At 61.9% G+C, this 16,856-nt stretch carries 13 protein-coding genes and 2 pseudogenes; 8 read left to right on the top strand and 7 right to left on the bottom strand.

Annotated elements, in window-relative coordinates; genetic code table 11:
• Positions 1-212 precede the first annotated feature (212 nt).
• Positions 213-554: a hypothetical protein gene (locus M1R55_RS16345; protein ID WP_249394618.1), complete on the bottom strand. Its 342-nt coding sequence runs from the start codon at positions 552-554 to the stop codon at positions 213-215.
• 157 nt (positions 555-711) lie between these two features.
• Here M1R55_RS16345 and M1R55_RS16340 point away from each other — a divergent pair, with 157 nt between their 5' ends.
• Together M1R55_RS16340 and M1R55_RS16335 are read left to right on the top strand one after the other, a co-directional pair.
• Positions 712-3,048 carry a LuxR C-terminal-related transcriptional regulator gene (locus M1R55_RS16340; protein WP_249394617.1) on the top strand — a complete coding sequence of 779 codons (2,337 nt, stop codon included), beginning with the start codon at positions 712-714 and terminating at the stop codon, positions 3,046-3,048.
• 511 nt (positions 3,049-3,559) lie between these two features.
• Entirely contained in the window at positions 3,560-3,772 is a 213-nt protein-coding gene (locus M1R55_RS16335; RefSeq protein ID WP_249394616.1) for a hypothetical protein, read from the top strand.
• Positions 3,773-4,227: 455 nt separating this feature from the next.
• On the opposite strand, the gene M1R55_RS16330 is transcribed toward M1R55_RS16335, so the two are convergent.
• Both M1R55_RS16330 and M1R55_RS16325 read right to left on the bottom strand, forming a co-directional pair.
• Positions 4,228-4,431, bottom strand: a complete 204-nt coding sequence (locus M1R55_RS16330; protein WP_249394615.1) for a hypothetical protein — start codon at positions 4,429-4,431, stop codon at positions 4,228-4,230.
• Between the two features lie 174 nt (positions 4,432-4,605).
• Positions 4,606-5,445: a hypothetical protein gene (locus M1R55_RS16325; RefSeq protein ID WP_249394614.1), complete on the bottom strand. Its 840-nt coding sequence runs from the start codon at positions 5,443-5,445 to the stop codon at positions 4,606-4,608.
• A 254-nt stretch (positions 5,446-5,699) separates the two neighbouring features.
• On the opposite strand from M1R55_RS16325, the gene M1R55_RS16320 reads away from it, so the two are divergent.
• The gene (locus M1R55_RS16320) at positions 5,700-7,820 is read left to right on the top strand and encodes an ATP-binding protein (protein WP_249394613.1); all 2,121 of its coding nucleotides are present in this window, start codon (positions 5,700-5,702) and stop codon (positions 7,818-7,820) included.
• 81 nt (positions 7,821-7,901) lie between these two features.
• Here M1R55_RS16320 and M1R55_RS16315 read toward each other — a convergent pair whose 3' ends face one another.
• The 3 genes and pseudogenes from M1R55_RS16315 to M1R55_RS16305 form a co-directional block, all read right to left on the bottom strand.
• Positions 7,902-8,180: a hypothetical protein gene (locus tag M1R55_RS16315; protein WP_249394612.1), complete on the bottom strand. Its 279-nt coding sequence runs from the start codon at positions 8,178-8,180 to the stop codon at positions 7,902-7,904.
• Between the two features lie 194 nt (positions 8,181-8,374).
• On the bottom strand, positions 8,375-9,889 hold the full coding sequence (locus M1R55_RS16310; protein ID WP_249394611.1) for a GAF domain-containing protein: 1,515 nt from the start codon (positions 9,887-9,889) through the stop codon (positions 8,375-8,377).
• Between the two features lie 297 nt (positions 9,890-10,186).
• Positions 10,187-10,897 (bottom strand): annotated as a pseudogene (locus tag M1R55_RS16305) (IS6 family transposase).
• A gap of 396 nt (positions 10,898-11,293) precedes the next feature.
• Between M1R55_RS16305 and M1R55_RS16300 the strand changes: the two are divergent.
• From M1R55_RS16300 to M1R55_RS16290, 3 genes are read left to right on the top strand one after another with little or no spacing between them, the layout of a single operon-like run.
• On the top strand, positions 11,294-12,325 hold the full coding sequence (locus tag M1R55_RS16300) for an ABC transporter substrate-binding protein (RefSeq protein ID WP_249394610.1): 1,032 nt from the start codon (positions 11,294-11,296) through the stop codon (positions 12,323-12,325).
• Positions 12,326-12,333: 8 nt separating this feature from the next.
• Complete coding sequence (locus tag M1R55_RS16295) at positions 12,334-13,188, top strand: ABC transporter ATP-binding protein (RefSeq protein WP_249394609.1); 855 nt, start codon at positions 12,334-12,336, stop codon at positions 13,186-13,188.
• Complete coding sequence (locus M1R55_RS16290; protein ID WP_249394608.1) at positions 13,185-14,009, top strand: ABC transporter permease; 825 nt, start codon at positions 13,185-13,187, stop codon at positions 14,007-14,009. Before M1R55_RS16295 ends, M1R55_RS16290 begins: the two co-directional genes overlap by 4 nt.
• 75 nt (positions 14,010-14,084) lie before the next feature.
• Here the strand turns inward: M1R55_RS16290 and M1R55_RS16285 are convergent.
• Positions 14,085-14,795 (bottom strand): annotated as a pseudogene (locus M1R55_RS16285) (IS6 family transposase).
• 349 nt (positions 14,796-15,144) lie between these two features.
• Between M1R55_RS16285 and M1R55_RS16280 the strand changes: the two are divergent.
• Entirely contained in the window at positions 15,145-16,131 is a 987-nt protein-coding gene (locus M1R55_RS16280) for an alpha/beta fold hydrolase (RefSeq protein WP_249394843.1), read from the top strand.
• 93 nt (positions 16,132-16,224) lie between these two features.
• Positions 16,225-16,584: a hypothetical protein gene (locus tag M1R55_RS32170; protein WP_371827223.1), complete on the top strand. Its 360-nt coding sequence runs from the start codon at positions 16,225-16,227 to the stop codon at positions 16,582-16,584.
• The last annotated feature ends 272 nt before the right edge of the window (positions 16,585-16,856 follow it).

Raw genomic sequence — 16,856 nt, 5'->3', positions numbered from 1 at the left:
TAACAGGACTTGATTGGTCGTTCAAAAGCTGTTATGAACTGAAATCCGCATATCACTCACTCTGATGGGGTTGACGTACAGCCGTCACAGTCCAAAGAGATGCCCGCGCGGCGTCTGTGGGCGAGGTGCTGGAGACGCTGGTGGCCTTGGGGAAGGCATGGTAGGTGGGGCAGAAGCAGTCGCGTATGCGGCCTGACCCCTATTTTATGAACTCAGCCTTTCACAGAAAGGTGAACCCAATCAGTTCGTTTCACGTTCACTGAGTCGCGCAACCCCACGAAGGAGATGACTTCCCCGCCCCAAAAATCTGGTTTCAGGTTTGGGCTGAACAGCTGCACCTCAACGCGCTGGTCACGCAATCCTGGGAGTTTGAGCGCAACACCTTGTTGGCGGAATATCAATGGCGGCGGGATCAAAAGAAACGAGAAGCAAACTCCAGCATTGAGCCGTGACTGGAGCGCCAGAAAACTCGTGGGCACGGTGAAGGCCAACGAAGAAAGGCGACCCCGGAGGATCGCCTTTGATTTCTCAAAGATATCGTGGAATGCGGCCACGGTCAAGATTATGCATCGACAGCTGTTTGGCCCTCACCCAGACGGCTTATTTACCATTCAATGCAGTGTATAATGGCTTGCAGGATTCGATCGATTAAGGTTCACAACGAACGGCTGATCTTCAGCCATCCCCCCTTTCCTAGGTTTAGACTGGTGTATGGATCGTCTGCCGGGGTTGCCGCCCACGGCCGCGCTCGCCCCGCTCTATGGCCGCGAGTCCGACCTCCGCCAGTTATTGACCCTGCTGCACCGTGGCGTGCGGCTCCTCACCCTGCGCGGGCCCGGCGGCATCGGCAAAACCGCCCTGATGCTTCACCTCGCCCACGCGCTACACGATCAGACGAAGCTGGCCCTGTTCGACCACGTTCAGTTCATCGACCTCAGTGCCCTCCGCGACCCTGAGCGGGTGCTGGGCCACATCGCCGCTGCCCTGCCGGAAAGCGGCTTCACCGGAACAGCCGCGCAACGCCTCCAAGAGTTCGCGGCCAGGCAGCGCACCCTGCTGCTGCTCGACAACTTTGAGCAGCTCCTGCCCGCTGCAGCCGAGCTGGCTGATCTGCTCACTGCGTCGCCGCTGCTCCACCTGGTGGTCACCAGCCGGGCCATTCTCCAGCTGCATGATGAGGTCGAGTACCCCGTTGAGCCCCTCGCGCTGCCCCACAGTCTCCGTGATGCCATGTCCAGCCCCGCCGTGCAGCTGTTCGTGGCGCGCGTCCAGGCCCTGACGCCTTCGTTTGCGCTGAACGACGGCAACGCAGTGCAGATCACCCAGCTGTGCGAGGTGCTCGAGGGGGTGCCGCTGGCTCTGGAACTCGCCGCCGTGCGGACGCGCAGCTACGTGCTGGGTGACCTGCTCGCCCGGCTGGCACACCCTCTGCAGGTGCTGAAAGCCGACTTTCGGGATCGTCCCGAGCGCCTGCGTTCCCTACGGGCCGCCGTGCAATGGAGCTACGACCTGTTGGACGACACAGACCGGGCCGTCTTTGAGTGTTGCGCGGTCTTTGAGGGACCCTTCAGCCCGCAGGCGCTGGCCGCCGTCTGGGGAGAGCCGGACGTGCTCGACCGGGCCGAATCGTTGCTGTCTCAGAGCTTTTTGCACCGTCTGGACACGCCTGAGACCCTCTGGAAAATGCTCCAACCCCTGCGGGAACTGGCACTGGAACATCTGGAGGGCCACCCGGAGGCCGTGGTCTGGCGCGAGCGGCATGCTCGGTATTTCCTGGAAAGGCTTGAACAGCACCACTTTGGCTGGGAGGACGTCAACGTCAACACCGACGACCGCCCCGCTTACCTGATTCACTACCCCAACATCCGCGCCGGGATGGTCTGGACGGTGGCCCAGAGCGAGGCCGACCTCGCCTACCGCTATCTGGGAACCATCGGGACGCTGTGGGCACCTTTTGGTTTGACCGTCCAGGAGACGCCGCTGGTAGACCGGGTGCTGGGGTTGCCGCGCCCGGCTGATGGGCCTGTTCTGATCCGCGCGCTCCAGGTCAGTGCGTTTTGCTTGAATCACAGCGGACGCTTTTCGGAGCAGGAGGTATGCCTGCGCGAGGCCCTTGCGCTGTGTGAAGAGGTGGCGGATTTTGAGAGTGCTGCCTGGGTGCAGCTCAACCTGGCGGGACTGGAACACGACGCTGGCCGCAGCGCACAGGCCCTCGAACTTCAGGAAACGCAGTTGCGGGAGTACCTGACGCGCTTGGGCGACCGCAGGCCCAGCCGCATGCAGCGGATGTTCCACGCCAACGCCCGGCTCAGCATGGCCCTGAGTCTGTTGGGACTGGGAGACTATCCGCGGGCTCTGGAGTTGGCGCAGGAAGCCCAGTGGCGATTCCAGGCCGCTGGGAATGCTATGTTCGAGATTGAGTCTCGGGTGTTCGTCGGCTTGGCGCTGCTGCACCTCCACCGCCCTTCCGAAGCCGGGCCGAAGCTGCTGTCCTGCCTCCAGGACGCAGCCGACCAAGGCTTCCGGGGGATGGTCGAGGATTCGCTCCGCTGGGGACTGGTCTTCCTGGCTGCCGACCTCCACGATTGGCAGAGCGTCACACAGTTCGTGGCCTTCATGGGGGATCTGACGGATGAGCAGTCGCGCAGTCTCCTGGATCGCCGCGTCCGGGACTTCCTGGCTCAGGCCCGTGAGACGCTGGGCGAGGCGAGCTTTCAGAAAGCTTGGGCGAGCGGCGAGCGCCTGCAGCTGCCCGCCATTATCGAGCGAGCTCAGGCGCTGATCCAGGAAGCACGTCCAGTATCTTCTCCGGCGCTGTTCGAGCTCACGCCACGGGAGCGAGAAGTGCTGGCGCTGGTGTCGCAGGGGCATCCGGATCGCCGGGTCGCGCGGCTGCTGGGCATCAGTCCGGGCACCGCCAGCAAGCACGTCGGAAATCTGCTGGGCAAATTGGGCCTGCACAACCGCGTGGAACTGACCCGCTGGGCCATTGAGCAGAACCGGGTAGAAGGGTCGCAGGGACGACAGGACAGTTCTGGCCAGAGGTGATACTGAATTCTCCTGGAGACATAAGGAGCAGGGCAGGAAAAGCCTGCTCTGGCCAGCCTCGAAAGCCTCCTGTTCTGCCCCAGCCGCCCGTGCCCGGAGCCGGGGCGTACTTAATCCTGTCAGGGTGATTCGCTTGCCCTGTGCGCACTTCTGGCGATGCGCTTGTTCACGCCAACGCGCACTCTAGAGGCATCAGCCCAGCGCTGACCCGCAGCCAGACGGAGATTACCGCGCACCCGCATCGTCTCGCGTGTCGTTCACCCCTCTCCCTGCGCGCTTCACGTCGTCCAGTTTCGGACGAAGAGGTGCGGCGGCAGGTCAGGCCTGCCTTGGAGGAAGTCTCATACTCACACTCCGCACCGTTCGTCGGCAGTCACCTGCGCTCCTCACCGTGGCCTTGTTGGGGACAGTCAGTGCCCTAGCTCAACAGGCCAATGCGCCTGCCTCGCTTAGCCCTCAGCTCACCGCCATGTCAGGCACCGGACTGATGCTCGCGGGATGCCAGGAGCGGATGAAGACGCTGGACAGCCTGTTGAAGGAAGCGGGCTATAGCTCCATGCGCACCCAAGTGGTGGATGGCACCACCAAGGTCGCGCGCTGGTACCACCCAGAGCACCACACGACCATCGTGGCGTTCGCAGGCTGGCAGGCCTCGGACAATACGTTCACGGCAGGTGAATTCCCGGGCCTGATGCGCTGGAATGAACTGATTGCCACACCGTGAGCGGCGGAGGCTGGACGTGACTCGAATACCTTTTGGGGGGACGTCCGCAAGCACTTCAGGGGGCGACCCCAGTGATGTCGCTCAAAAGGCATCTGCAGGGAGGAAAATCAACAAAAGAGGCGACCCTTAAAGGTCGCCTTGATTTCTTCAAGATAGCGTGGAATGCGCCCAGGGTCAAGACTATGCAGCGACACCCATTTGACCCTGTTCCAGACGCTATATGCACCATTCAGTACACTGAATAACAGGTTGCGAGGTTCCTCTGGAAGACGTCAATGGGTTGGACGATCTCCTTCACTGTCGCCAAGCAAAGGTCATTACGACACTGACCTAAAATCGTTCGCTCAGGGGCTTGAAGCCGTGTCTGTCAGGCTTGGCGGCCGCTTGTTGCTTGGTCTGGGGAGTGGTGGTTTCGCCAAGTGTACGCACCTCTTCCAGAGACCACAGAGACAGGCTTACGCGTTTTCCTTGACCTGCAGCGGCACGGCGTCTGAGCGTCGGTAGAGGCCGCAGAAGTGTTCGCGGTCGCCTGTCCGGAGGTTGGACAGGGCGACAGTTTGACCTTCGGCAGGTTGCAGGCTTTCAAGCTTGAGGTCTTCGGTGGTGGCAAGGTCTGGAGGATGGGTCTGGTGGGAGGTGGGGATTTTATCTTTGGGCATGCAGAGGCTGTTCCATCAGCTCAAGCGTGGGCTTAGGCGGGCACACAGTATTGCTCAGGGGACAGGAGGCTGCGGGATCAGACCTGAAGGTGTTCTTCATGGCTACTGATCTGCCCTAGCATGAACGGATGCAGAGGGCGTGCTCCCTCTCCTCCGGATTCCAGGGAATCCCTGTTATTTGGGATCGGCCAACCTCCAGCCCTGCCGAAGCCCGGTGACGAGAAATGCCCATGCAGCCCGCCGACTTAAAGTGCCGCTTGCAAGGCGCGAACGGCGGCAGGATCGAGCAGCTGCTGGCCCGCTCCTTCCTGCCTGCAAGCCCTGACGGTCTTGCAGAGACGTCCAAGCCGATGCTTCCACGCGGTGGCCGCCGCTTACGGTTGGGAGTGGCCGCTGACCGAAGACGAAGTGCTGGCCCGTTTGCTGGCCCTGAGTCTGGAACGCGCTGCCGTGGTGAAGTAGAGCTTGACGACGTCCTTGCCCCAGCTTTGGCTGAGGGGGGGTGTCTTGGCGGCGCAGGCCCCGCAATACCAGGAGCGCGTAGATGTGTTCCACCACACCGCGCCAGGGCGCTGGCAGGCGCTGCGGTTGCCATTCTCCCCCCGGTAGCCCTTGCGCCCGGTCAGCAGCGTAAAGCGGCCCGGTTCGTCGAACAGCGCAACAGCCAGAGGGCCTCTGTGGGCAAGGGCAGGGAAATCGGAGCAGGGCGGGCTGGGCATCAGCCACGGGCAGGACTTCGACTTCTTCGGCAGCCACAACCGCTTCCACTTCGGCCAACGGCGCAGCGTCCACTTCTACGGCGGGCTCGGTTAGCAGGGCGTGGGTTTCGGCCTCCAGACGCAGGATCTTTTTGCGGCGGGCACCGTGGGCAGCATTGCCCCCTTGGCCCTGCTCCGGCTGGTCGTCCATGATGGCGGCAGGGAGACGGCTTCGGCGGCCTTCTTGGGCAGCGGCAAGCGCTTCGAGTGCGGTGGTGAGAGCGGAGGCGAGGGCAGTCATCAAGATTTCGTTCATAGGGGGATTTTTGCTTGCCAGCCGCGCCGCGTGGTGTGTTCATTGTGTCTGAATTGTGTGTGCAGCACGGCAAAAAAAGACGCCTTAGAAGCAGGGGGCAGACGTCGGCCGAGTGCCAGAGCAGTGGCCTTCAGTCGTCCTCAAGGGGACGAAACATCTCGTGGTCGCTGTATTGCTCAGGGTCACGCCGAGAAGCACGAGGAACATTGGGAATCTCCCCAATGTTCTCCGGTGGGGCACAGTATCTTGGCCCGGTGTCCAGTCAGCCCACCACGACGCCTGCGCTCAGCGAACGTCTTCAAGCGGTCACTGAGGCGTTGGCGGCGGCCCGCACCCAAGAAGACGTATTCGAGATCGTCCTCACGCCCGCACTCGAAGCCATGAGCGCCATCGCGGGCGTGGTCATGCTCGTGGACGAGACCGGCGAGCGCTTAACGATGGCTGCTCGAAAAGGCTACGAGGCGGGGCGCCAGACCCTGTGGCAGGACGGCCCGCTCGACGGTAGCGTGCCAGCCGCAGACGCCCTAGCGCAGTACCGGCCGCTGTTCTTCGAACAGCAGGGTGACCTGATCTGGGCCTATCCCCAGCTGGAAGCCCAGACAGGTGGTGTGGCAGCGGTGGCCACGGCCGTGCTGCCGATGTTCCTGGATGACCAGCCGCTGGGCGCCTTGATCCTCGATTTCACGTTGCCTCACCAATTCACCCCTGAGGAGCAGCGGTTTCTTCAAACCCTGGCTGCACAATGTGCCATCGCCGTGGGACGCGCCCAGCTCCTGCATAATCTCCAGTGCCAGGTGCTGGCTCATACCCGTTTCTTGGACGAAGAACGTGCCGCCCTGGACGCCTTCGTGGCCTTCAGCGAGGCGGTGGGCATCGAGACCGATGAGATTGTCCTGGCCGGCCAGGCCCTGGAGGTGCTGCGGGTGCGGTTCGGGGACTGTTCGGGCGGGTACTACCAGCGCGACGGCGAGCTATGGAAGTTGCGCACCTGGACGAGTGATGTCCATGCTCAGCCCGAACTTCTGGCCCTGCTCCGTGCCGGGGTGCCGTCCGAGGTGCCAAGCCTAGCGGCCTTACTGCACAGCCGCGCCCCCACCTTCACGGAGAACTGGAGTGCCGAGGATCAGGGCGTGGAGCACAGTGAGCTGTACGGTTCCACCGCTGCTTACCCGGTGCTGGTGGGGGGAGAAGTTCAGGGCTTTCTCAGCCTGTCGCTCAAACGCATCCCGCAGTGGGGGGAGCGAGACCGGGCCATCTTCCGGGCCGTGGGCCGCAGCTTCGACCTCGCGCTCGAACGGGCCGCCGCCACGCAGGCGCTCGCCGCCACCCAGCGGTACCTCAAGATTGCCGCTGAGCATGCCCCTATTTTGTTGTTTGCCACGGACGCCCACGGCGTGTTCACGCTCTCCGAGGGCAGTTTGCTGGCGAAGCTCGGCCTGCAGGCGGGTCAGGCGGTCGGGCATTCGGCGACCGCACTCTTCGCCGGGGAGCCGGATTTACGGGAGGGTCGCCGCCTGAACCGGGCGTTGGCCGGGGAGCAGGCGCACGACCTGACGCACTTCGAGTCCAAGGGCGTGACGCTGGAAACGTGGTTCATCCCGGTGAAAAACGCTGTTGGGGAGGTGACGGAGGTAGTAGGGGTGTCCTTGGACGTGACGGAACGGCTGGAGGCCCAGCGCCAAATCGAACACACCAACGAGGAGCTGCGGCGCAGCAATAGAGAGCTGGAACAGTTTGCGTACATTGCGTCTCATGACCTGCAAGCGCCGATCCGGGCCGTGACCAATTTTGCGGGGATCATCGATAGGCGGTACGGCGACAAGCTCGATGAACGCGGCAGAGTGTACCTGCAGCAGATCGTGGAGGGTGGGCAGCACATGAAGCGCCTAGTGGACGACCTGCTGACTTTTTCACGGGTGCACACCGAGCAAGGGGAGCTCCTGCCTGTGGATGCACAGACCGTCTTTGACACGGTGGCCAGGCGTCTCCACACCCCTGAGGCGCTCATCATTCGGAGCGATCTTCCGGTGGTGCAGGCGGACGCTCAGCAACTGGATCAACTGCTCCAAAACCTGATCAGCAACGGGTTGAAATACTGCCGGGAGGGCGTGGTGCCGGAGGTGGAGGTCACGGCCCAACGGGACGGGGCGTGGTGGCGCTTTGCGGTGTCGGACAATGGCATTGGGATTGAGCCGCAGTATTACGAGCGGATCTTTGAGATCTTCCAGCGGCTGCACGGGCGGGAGAGCTACGAGGGCACGGGGATTGGGCTGGCCGTGTGCAAGAAGATCGTCGAGCGCCACGGGGGGCAGCTCTGGCTGGAGAGTACCCCAGGGCAGGGTTCCACCTTCTTCTTCACCTTGCTGGAGGGCTGAGGCAGGTTCAAGCAGCAGGACACCGGGTGTTGCCTGGTGCCCTGCGATCCTGCCCCTAACTCTGGTCGACATGGGGAAGGGTCAGTTCAGGGCAGGGGCGCGGTTGGCGCAGTTGGCGAGGACGTCGACCACTGCGCGGGCCACATCGAGGTTGTCCTCGGCGGCGGTCAACACCCGCATGCGGACGCGCGTGGCAGGCAGGGCGCAGGCGGCCAGGAACAGCGCCTCGGCGTGGGCCACGTTGGCGGCCACCTGCAGGACGAACGCCGCGTCCAGTTGCAGGGGCTCCAAGCCGAGCATGGCGAGCGTGCCCATCAGATGGTGGGTCTGGAAATAATCGCGGCGGATCTGGCGCAGCAACCGCTTGGGGCGACCTGAGGGCGGATCGAGCGGCGAAGCGCGTACTGGTGGGCGTTCATGGCTTCATTCATAGGGGGAGCGTTGCTTGACAGCAGAGCCGGGTGGTGTGTCGTTTGTGTCTGGAATGTGTGCGGCACGGTAAAAAAAGACGCCCCTCAAGCGGGCAAGCGGTCTGTGAATCACGGGGCCGAACGTTACCCTTGCCGCAGGGCTTGCCGACGCTGCTTGACCTCATACATGCGGGTGTCCGCCAAGGCCATCAAGGCCGCGCCCTGGGCTTCGGGACTGTAGGCGACGCCCACACTGACCCCGCCGAAGGGCGCGACTTGCCGGGCGGCCAGCACTGCCACCTCCACTGCCTCGTAGAACACTTCAACCTCCCTGCTGTCCATCAGCGCGATGAACTCGTCGCCCCCCACCCGGTACAGGTGGGCACCGGAGTCCAGTTCCACCCCCAAGGTGCCTGCAAATACCCGCAGCACCTTATCCCCTTGGACATGTCCTTCGCGGTCGTTGACCCCTTTCAGGCCGTCCAGATCAAGCATGGCCAGCAGAAACGGCGGAGTTCCGCTTTCCCGCACGAGCAGGTCTTCGTTTAGGGCCCGGCGGTTCAGCGCGCCGGTCCTGGCGTCTTGCCGGGCCTCTTGCCGAGCGGTCTCGGTGAGCACCCGCCGATCCAGCGCACTGCGCATGGTTCGTCCCGCTGCCTCTAACAGTGCCCGATCACCGCGCCGCCACGCTCCAACCGAATGATCCTCAAAGCGCACGGCCATCAACAGCGAGGTGACGCCCCCCCGGCTGCCGAGCGGCACCCAGGCGATCTGCCTCACGCCTGCGGCGACGACTTCCGGCACCGCCTTCGGATGCTGGGGATAGTTGTCAAGGTACAGCGGCAGGGTCGTCTCCCGCAGGGTGTGGGTGACGCTTTTCGTCCACTCGGGGAGTTGACTGAACAACAGGCGTTGAGCAGGGGACAGTCGGGAATGGCTGGCCGCCGCCGCAACCCGCAAGCCGTCCTCCTCAAACACCAACAGACTGGTCGAGTCGCTGGAGACGGCCGCGCTGAGCAGGGCCGCCGCCGCCAGGGTCAACTCTTCGGGGGACAGGTCAAGCTCCATCAGTTCAGACACGCCTTCGAGCACCTGCGCCTGAGCGAGTGTGCGGCGCAGCTCCCCGCTGAGCTGGGTCTGCGCGCCCAGATCGTCTTGGAGCTGCAGGGTCACGCGCCGCAATTCCAGTTCAGCCACCACCATCGCGGCGAGGTCTTGCAGAGCGGTGAGGTCGGCGGGGGTCAGGGCATGCGGCTGGGTATCGGTCACGCACAGCGTGCCGATGCGGTGCCCAGTCGGCGTGATGAGAGGCGCGCCCGCGTACATGTGGATGTGCGGGTCACCGGTGACAAAGGGGTTGTCCATAAAGCGCGGATCTTGATGGGTATCTTCAATTACCAAGGGCGTGTCCTGCAAGATGGTCCAGGCGCACAAGGAGTCTGAGCGGGGCGCGGTAGTGTCCGTGACGCCGACCGCGGCTTTGCTCCATTGGCGGTGCTGATCAACGAAGTTGATAAAGGCCACGGGGGTTCGCAGCAAATGGGCGGCGAGGCGGGTGGCGCGGTCAAAAGCGTCTTCGGGCGGCGTGTCCAAAATCTCGTAACCTGCCAAGGCCAACAAGCGCGCATACTCATCGTCTGGAACAGGGGCAGCCGTCATCTCAGCTCAAATGTACCATCGGCGTCCGACACGGTCGTCACGCCTTCTAGGCGTTGAGTGCGTGATACGTTGAAGTTCACGCCAACCTACCAGTGGGGCTTCCTAAGCGGCAGCAGCGGTAAAAAACGGCTCTGAAGAAGCCCAAGCCATAGAGTAGGCCTGAAAAGAAGCTTCGAAAGCGTCGTTGGAAGCGAAGTAGCCGTCGTCTAGGAGTTCGAGGTCGCCGTGCACCTCTTCGGACGGTTGTGTTGCCTTAACTTGCCGTGCGTCATGTGGAGAGCAGGGGTGGCCTGAGCATCAGGCCACCCCTGCCGCGACCGCAGACCACGTCTGGAACGCTTGCTTCTGGTTCTTTCTTCTGGTCATGGCGGTCACATTGGTGCGGGTGTGATGGTGAAGATTCAGAGGTTCGGGCGTGCAGGCTGAGAAATTCCTGTGTACGTTTCCTCCGTTTGAATCCCTGCTGTTGTCTTTCGTGACTCCGTGTAGGACGGTGGGACTGCTCGATCATGTTGTTGCAGCGCAAGGTAGAAATCACCTGCTGGTGGTCAACACGATCGAGCATCGGAGGTTCCGTATCGCAGCTCCGTAACTTCGCAGCCCATCGGTGTGAATAACCTCTGGGACATCGTATTCACCCAGGAGTCGGATCAGGAAGATCTGTGCAACTCCTCAGTCGCGGTGCCGTTGAAGGAGGATATCGAGTACAAAGCCGTGTTCGTCTCCCGCACGCCATCACCAATGCCGGACACCAGCCACGTTCCTACAGACATCAATCAGGTACCACCGCGAACCCCATCGGGGTTCGCGGTGGCAAAGTTCTTCAGCGAAGAGGGAGCCGAACTTGATCCACCATTCGCGCAAGGTTTCGTGACTGACCTCAATACCGCGCTGGTGCAGCAATTCCTGGACGTCTCGGTAGCTCAGTGAAAAACGGTGATAGAGCCAGACGGCATGTTGGATGATGGCTATCGGAAATCGGTGGCGATAGGGTTTGAGGTCGGTCACGGCGGGTCAGCCTCCCCCAACATAGTTCAGGCAACACAGCCGGTGCAGCAGCACATGATCGTGACTCTGGCCGAAATGTCTGAGGTGCCAATGACCGCGCCAGGCGGCTGGCTCATCAAGAAATTGCAGAAGTGCGCTTGGTGGGACGCGGTTTACCAGGCAACTGGAGCAGTTTAGGAAACGTAAGTTCTGCACGCGTGGGGCACTCCGCTTCAGCCAAATTGCAAGCTACGGAGAAAGATCCTCACTCTCTGCAGATTTAGACAAAATGGGTTCTCGGAAGACACGTATGAACCCAATTAATACCTATATTGTCTGGACTTAATGTACTTCGTCACCAAAATTTGTGACAGTCTGCATTTAGAACCTGGTTAAGCCGGGAACCTGGAGGCTGTTATGTCCACCCCTATCAAACGCTTGATGAACTTCGGTGCCGCCCTTCTCCTGTCGGGTTCGGCCACAGCGCAGGCGCAAAGCACCACCCTCAAATTCACGCTGGATTGGGCGTTTGAGGGGCCGAGTGCACCCTACTTTTTGGCGCTGGATAAGGGCTATTTTTCGCGTGAAGGGCTGAATGTGAGCATTGACCGGGGCTTCGGCTCAGGCGACGCCATTAACAAAATTGCGGGAGGCACCTACGACCTCGGGTTTGGCGACATCAATGCGATGATGGAATTCAATGCCCGCAACCCCGCGCAGAAGCTGGTGGCGGTGTACATGGTCTACAACGCGCCGCCCCATTCCATCGTGGTTCTCAAAAGCAGCGGCATCAAAACGCCCAAGGATCTGGAAGGCAAAACCCTCGCCGCGCCCGTGGGTGACGCCTCCCGCCGCCTGTTCCCCGCCTTTGCTGAGGCCAACGGCATCGACGCCAGCAAAGTGAAGTGGACAAGTGTAGACGGCGCGCTCCGCGAGCCGATGCTGGCCCGCAAACAGGCCGACGGCATCAGCGGCTTTACCTTCACGTCCATCCTCAATCTCAAGCAAATTGGCGTGACTGCCGATGAAGTGACCATCTTTCCGTATGCGGCCAGCGTGCGCGGGTTGTACGGTAACGCCGTGATCACGCGGGCCGACTTTGCCCAAAAGAATCCGGGGATCGTGAAAGGCTTCTTGACTGCTGTAAACGCGGGTCTCAAAGACGCCATCAGAGATCCGGCGGCGGGGATTGCCGCCGTGCAAAAGCGCAACGGCCTGATGAATGTCGCGCTGGAAAATGAGCGACTGCGCCTCGCCCTCAGTGGCAGCGTGCTCACAGTCGACGTCAAGGCTCTGGGCCTCGGCTCCGTGCGTCCTGACCGGCTGAAGGCCAGCATCAATACCGTCAAATTGGCCTTTGATCTGCCGGTCACGCTCTCGCCCACCAGCGTGTTCAATGCCTCCTATCTGCCCCCCGCCGCCGACCGCAAAGCCCCCGCGCTGAAGTGAGGCCGACCATGACGCAAGGGATGAGTGCACCGGGAACACAGGTTGCCAAAAACGCCATCGAGATCACTGACGTCACCCTGCGCTACGACACCAAAGGCGGGCAAGTCGAAGCGGTGCGCGGCGTGAGCCTGAGCTTTGCTCCCGGCGAATTCGTGGCCATCGTGGGGCCAAGCGGCTGCGGCAAAAGTACGCTGCTCAAACTGGTTTCGGGCCTGATGGCACCGGCGGCGGGCACGGCCACGGTCGGCGGCGCTCCGCCCCGGCCCACCGGCAACGTAGGGATCGCCTTCCAGAATCCCAGCCTGCTGCTGTGGCGCACCGTGCTGCAAAACGTGCTGCTGCCGCTGGAAGTTTCGCCTGCACATAAGGCGGGGTACCGCAAAGACCCCGCACCATGTGTGGCCCGTGCGCGGCGCATGCTGGCGGCAGTGGGGTTGGGCGGCTTTGAAGACAAGCACCCCTGGGAACTGTCAGGCGGCATGCAGCAGCGGGCCAACGTGGTACGCGCTCTGATTCATCAGCCCAGCATTTTATTGCTCGACGAACCGTTTGGGGCACTCGATGCCTTTACCCGCGAAGAACTGTGGCTGGCCCTGCAAGCCCTCTGGATGGGAGCGCGGCCCACGGTGCTGCTGGTCACGCACGATTTGCGCGAAGCCGCACTCTTGGCCGACACGATTTACGTGATGAGTCCACGCCCTGGCCAAATCACCCTGCGGCGAGACGTGGAGTTGCCGCGCCCACGCACCTTGGAAGGCACTTTTACTCCCGAATTCAGCGAAATCGTGCGCGAACTCCGCGAACACATCGGCGGCGTGCGAACCCGCATCCGGGCCGAAGAACTAATGGAAGTCGCCTCGTGACGCCTGAAGTGCTGCAAACCGAAAAGATACCTGCCACCGCGCCGCAGGCAGGGGCATTCCAAAACGGGTTGCGGGCATTGCTGCCCCCGGTGCTGACGATTGCCGCCTTCTTTTTGGTCTGGGAAATCGCCTGCCGCCTGTTCAAAATACCGCCATTTATTTTGCCGACCCCCAGCTCGTCGGTGGCCGCACTGACCCAGTTCGCGCCCGCTGTGGCCGACCACGCCCTACAAACGCTGACTACCACGCTGCTGGGTTTCGCGCTGGCCGTGGTACTGGGCTTGGCCCTCGGCGCTCTGGTCGGCCTCAACCGCATGGCGTATCAGGCGTTGTATCCACTCCTGATCGGTTTCAACGCTGTTCCCAAAGCCGCCCTCGTGCCCGTGCTGGTTATCTGGTTTGGCGTGGGCGCCGTGCCCGCCATTCTGACCGCCTTCCTGATCTCATTTTTTCCAGTGGTGGTCAATGTCGCCACTGGCCTCGCCACCGTAGAACCCGAACCCCGTGATGTGCTGCGGGCGCTGGGGGCTACGCCGTGGGAAGTGTTTACCAAAGTCAGCTTGCCGCGCTCACTTCCTTACTTTTTTGCCAGCCTGAAAGTGGCCGTCACCCTGGCCTTCGTGGGCAGCATCATCAGTGAACTCGCTGCCAGCAACAAGGGCATCGGCGTGATGATGAATCAGGCAGCCAGCAGCTTTCAAGTGCCGCTGGTGTTCGGTGGCGTGCTGCTGGTCAGTGCGATGGGCGTGGTGCTGTACGCCATCTTTGCTGTTATTGAGGCCCGAATGACAGGCTGGGCCTACCGTTCCCAAAACTCGTAAAGACTGCGGTGAGGCCCAAGGGTTCTGGCAAGTTAATTGGGAAAGGGCCTGATGAGGTCAGTGGCCGTCTGAACTTCAGACGGCCACTTCAACTGCGTGCCGCCATGCCGAGTGGGCACGGTTCTGGTTTGATCTTCGGAGTTGGGCAGGGACTGTCGTGCGTGTGTGCTGCTGAAGGTTCGAAACGCGGGCATGCAGGGCCAGAAATTCCTGTGCTCGTCTTTGGTTCTTGAAGCCGATCTGACTTCGCTCCTGTTGCCTTGTGGGAGGGTGGGATTGCAGGGTCAGATTGTTGCAGCGCGCTGTGGAGATGACCTGGACGTGCTCCACGCTGTGGAGTACGGGAAGTGCTCGAATGGCCGCTCCATCGCTCCAGAGCTTGTCAGTGTGGATCACGTCTGGCACGTCGTCATTCACCAAAAGCCTTCCGAGAAAGGTTTTCGCCGCCTGGGGATCCCGCCGATCTTGCAGGAGAAGATCCAAGACCGCGCCAGAGTCATCGACGGCCCGCCATCACCAGCGTTTCTTGCCCCTGATCTCGATGCAGACCTCATCTAGAAACCACCCTAAACCTCGGCGGGGTTGAGGGTGCCGCAGTTCTTCGGTGAGAAGCGGTGCGAACTTGATGTTCCACTGGCGCAGGGTTTCGTGGCTGACTTGGATGCCGCGCTCCTGGAGGAGCTCCTGAACATCACGCTGGCTCAGCGAGAAGTGGTGATCAAGCCAGAGAGCGTACCCGATGATGCTGAGCGGAAAACGGTGGCGGTCGGGTTTGCGAGCAGTCACGAACCCTCAGACTATCGCGCTTAACTCGCCAGAACCGGTTCGGGTGTGATGGTGAAGATTCAGAGGTTCGGGTGTGCAGGCTGAGAAATTCCTGTGTACGTTTCCTCCGTTTGAATCCCTGCTGTACCACCGGCGTATCTTCTGCCGTTGTGGCACGAAGAAATTAGCGATGAGCAGTGGACACGTCTTGAACCTCTTCTGCCACCCTTGGTCGGTCTGGGGCGGCCGTATCTGGAACCGGGTAGCGCAGAGATTCCGTCTTGCTGGGCCTTGCTATGACATTTAGGGCCGGCGGCCCCCTTGTGATGGCGACGTGATGGGCGGCCCGTACCGTAAGTGCGTGAACGCCATGAGCACCTTCATCTTCGAGACCCAGCACGCGCTCGGCGGCCTCGTTCCCCTGCCGGTTCGGTTGCAGGTCGAGACCTACGGCACCCTGAACGAGGCGCGTGACAATGCCGTGCTGGTCTGCCATTACTTCACGGGCACCATGCACGCCGCGGGCGACCGTCCGACGCCTGGCTGGTGGAACGCCCTCATCGGGGACGGCCGGGCCATCGACACGCGCCGGTTCTTCGTCGTGTGTATGAACAGCCTGTCGAACGTCCAAAGCCTGAACCCACAGGTGGTCACGACCGGCCCGGATACGCTGCATGATGATGGCGAGCCTTATGGCTCACGCTTCCCTGCGTGGGGGCTCGGGGAGTTGTTTGAAGTCCAGCGCGAGTTGATGCGCAGCCTACACCTGACCCGCTGGTACGCGGTGGTCGGCCCGAGCTTTGGGGGAAGCCAGGCGCTCCAGTGGGCGGCGCGCGCCCCGGAACTGGCACCCCGCATCGGCGCCGTGGCCAGCAGCTGCGATGCCGGTCTCGGGCAACGGGAGGTCTTCCTACCGAACCTCCGGGCCATCGCGCAGGGGGGGAGACTCGAAGCGGCGTTGCTGCTGATCACCTTCTACGGTCTGGGTTCGGACGGCTTTGCCCGCTGGTTTGAACAGGAGGATGTCGGCGCATATCTGCGTTCACGCAGCGGCACGGCCAGCCTCGTGCACCTGCTGGACCTCGGGCGTGTGGTGAGTTCACATGACCTGAGCAGGGTGGCGCCGCAGGAGGTGCTGTTCGAGCGGTGGCGGGCGCATGGGACGCGGCTGCTGAGCATCAACATCCGTGGGGATCTGTTTTTCCCGGCCTCGGTCATGCGGGCCTTTGCAGGGGACGCGCTCAGGGCTGGGGTGGACCACACCCACGTGGAGATTGAGAGTGAGTTGGGCCACCTGGCATGTCTGCAGGAGCCTGAGAAGCTCGCACCGCACCTGAAGGCCCTGCTGAACACCTGAAGTGCAGGCGTATCGAGAAGTCAAGCAGCACCTTGGGTGAACCCACTGCCAGGCCAGATCGGATCTGGCCTTGAGACGGCATTGGAGTCTGGTGTGCGCGGCCTTCTGTTTCCTGTACACCCCAGTGCCCTGACGGTTCTCAGTGGCCAGCTTGACCTCACCAACCGCGCGACCTTCGAGCGCTATTTCGGTGACCGCCGTGCAGATGCGTTCCTTTGCGAGCACGTCTGGGAACACATGACGCTCGAGCAGGGCCGAGCGGCCGCCCAGCGGTACTTTGACTTCCTCAATCCGGGTGGATTCCTCCGCTGTGCGGTCCCCGACGCCATGGTCCAGGCCACGCAGACTCCGTTTCAGGATGAAGCTTGTCAGGCCTTCTGTGGTCGTCTGGAACAGCTGCTCTACCGGGAACTTCGTGCGCGTCGCCTGAAATTCAGAGTGAACAGCTGCTGAAGTTGACTGAGTGAAGGCACACTCATAGCCTCTCCAGCAGAGGTCGGGCGATCATGACTCTGGCCGCACTCTTACCTGCCTACCGGTACTCCGTTGATTGACCCTAGTGAACGAGTTGGAGGCTGTGTTGATCACTGAGGTCGACTGATCCAAGCTGCGAAAAACAACGTGTTTCTGGAAGCAGTAAGCCAACTCAACGGACTACCATTACTAAAACGGTGTTGGTCTGTAGTGGTAATGAAGACCCAATGAATGCTTTCCCGTAAGGCTTC

It is taken from the genome of Deinococcus sp. QL22, from assembly GCF_023370075.1.
GTDB lineage: Bacteria > Deinococcota > Deinococci > Deinococcales > Deinococcaceae > Deinococcus.
This window is presented reverse-complemented; position numbering and strand designations above follow the sequence as displayed.

Excerpts from the sequence above, each read along its gene's own strand:
- M1R55_RS16340 (WP_249394617.1), top strand. The coding sequence starts at position 712 with ATGGATCGTCTGCCGGGGTTGCCGCCCACGGCCGCGCTCGCCCCGCTC.
- M1R55_RS16335 (WP_249394616.1), top strand. The coding sequence starts at position 3,560 with ATGAAGACGCTGGACAGCCTGTTGAAGGAAGCGGGCTATAGCTCCATG.
- M1R55_RS16330 (WP_249394615.1), bottom strand. The coding sequence starts at position 4,431 with ATGCCCAAAGATAAAATCCCCACCTCCCACCAGACCCATCCTCCAGAC.
- M1R55_RS16325 (WP_249394614.1), bottom strand. The coding sequence starts at position 5,445 with ATGAACGAAATCTTGATGACTGCCCTCGCCTCCGCTCTCACCACCGCA.
- M1R55_RS16310 (WP_249394611.1), bottom strand. The coding sequence starts at position 9,889 with ATGACGGCTGCCCCTGTTCCAGACGATGAGTATGCGCGCTTGTTGGCC.
- M1R55_RS16300 (WP_249394610.1), top strand. The coding sequence starts at position 11,294 with ATGTCCACCCCTATCAAACGCTTGATGAACTTCGGTGCCGCCCTTCTC.
- M1R55_RS16295 (WP_249394609.1), top strand. The coding sequence starts at position 12,334 with ATGACGCAAGGGATGAGTGCACCGGGAACACAGGTTGCCAAAAACGCC.
- M1R55_RS16280 (WP_249394843.1), top strand. The coding sequence starts at position 15,145 with ATGAGCACCTTCATCTTCGAGACCCAGCACGCGCTCGGCGGCCTCGTT.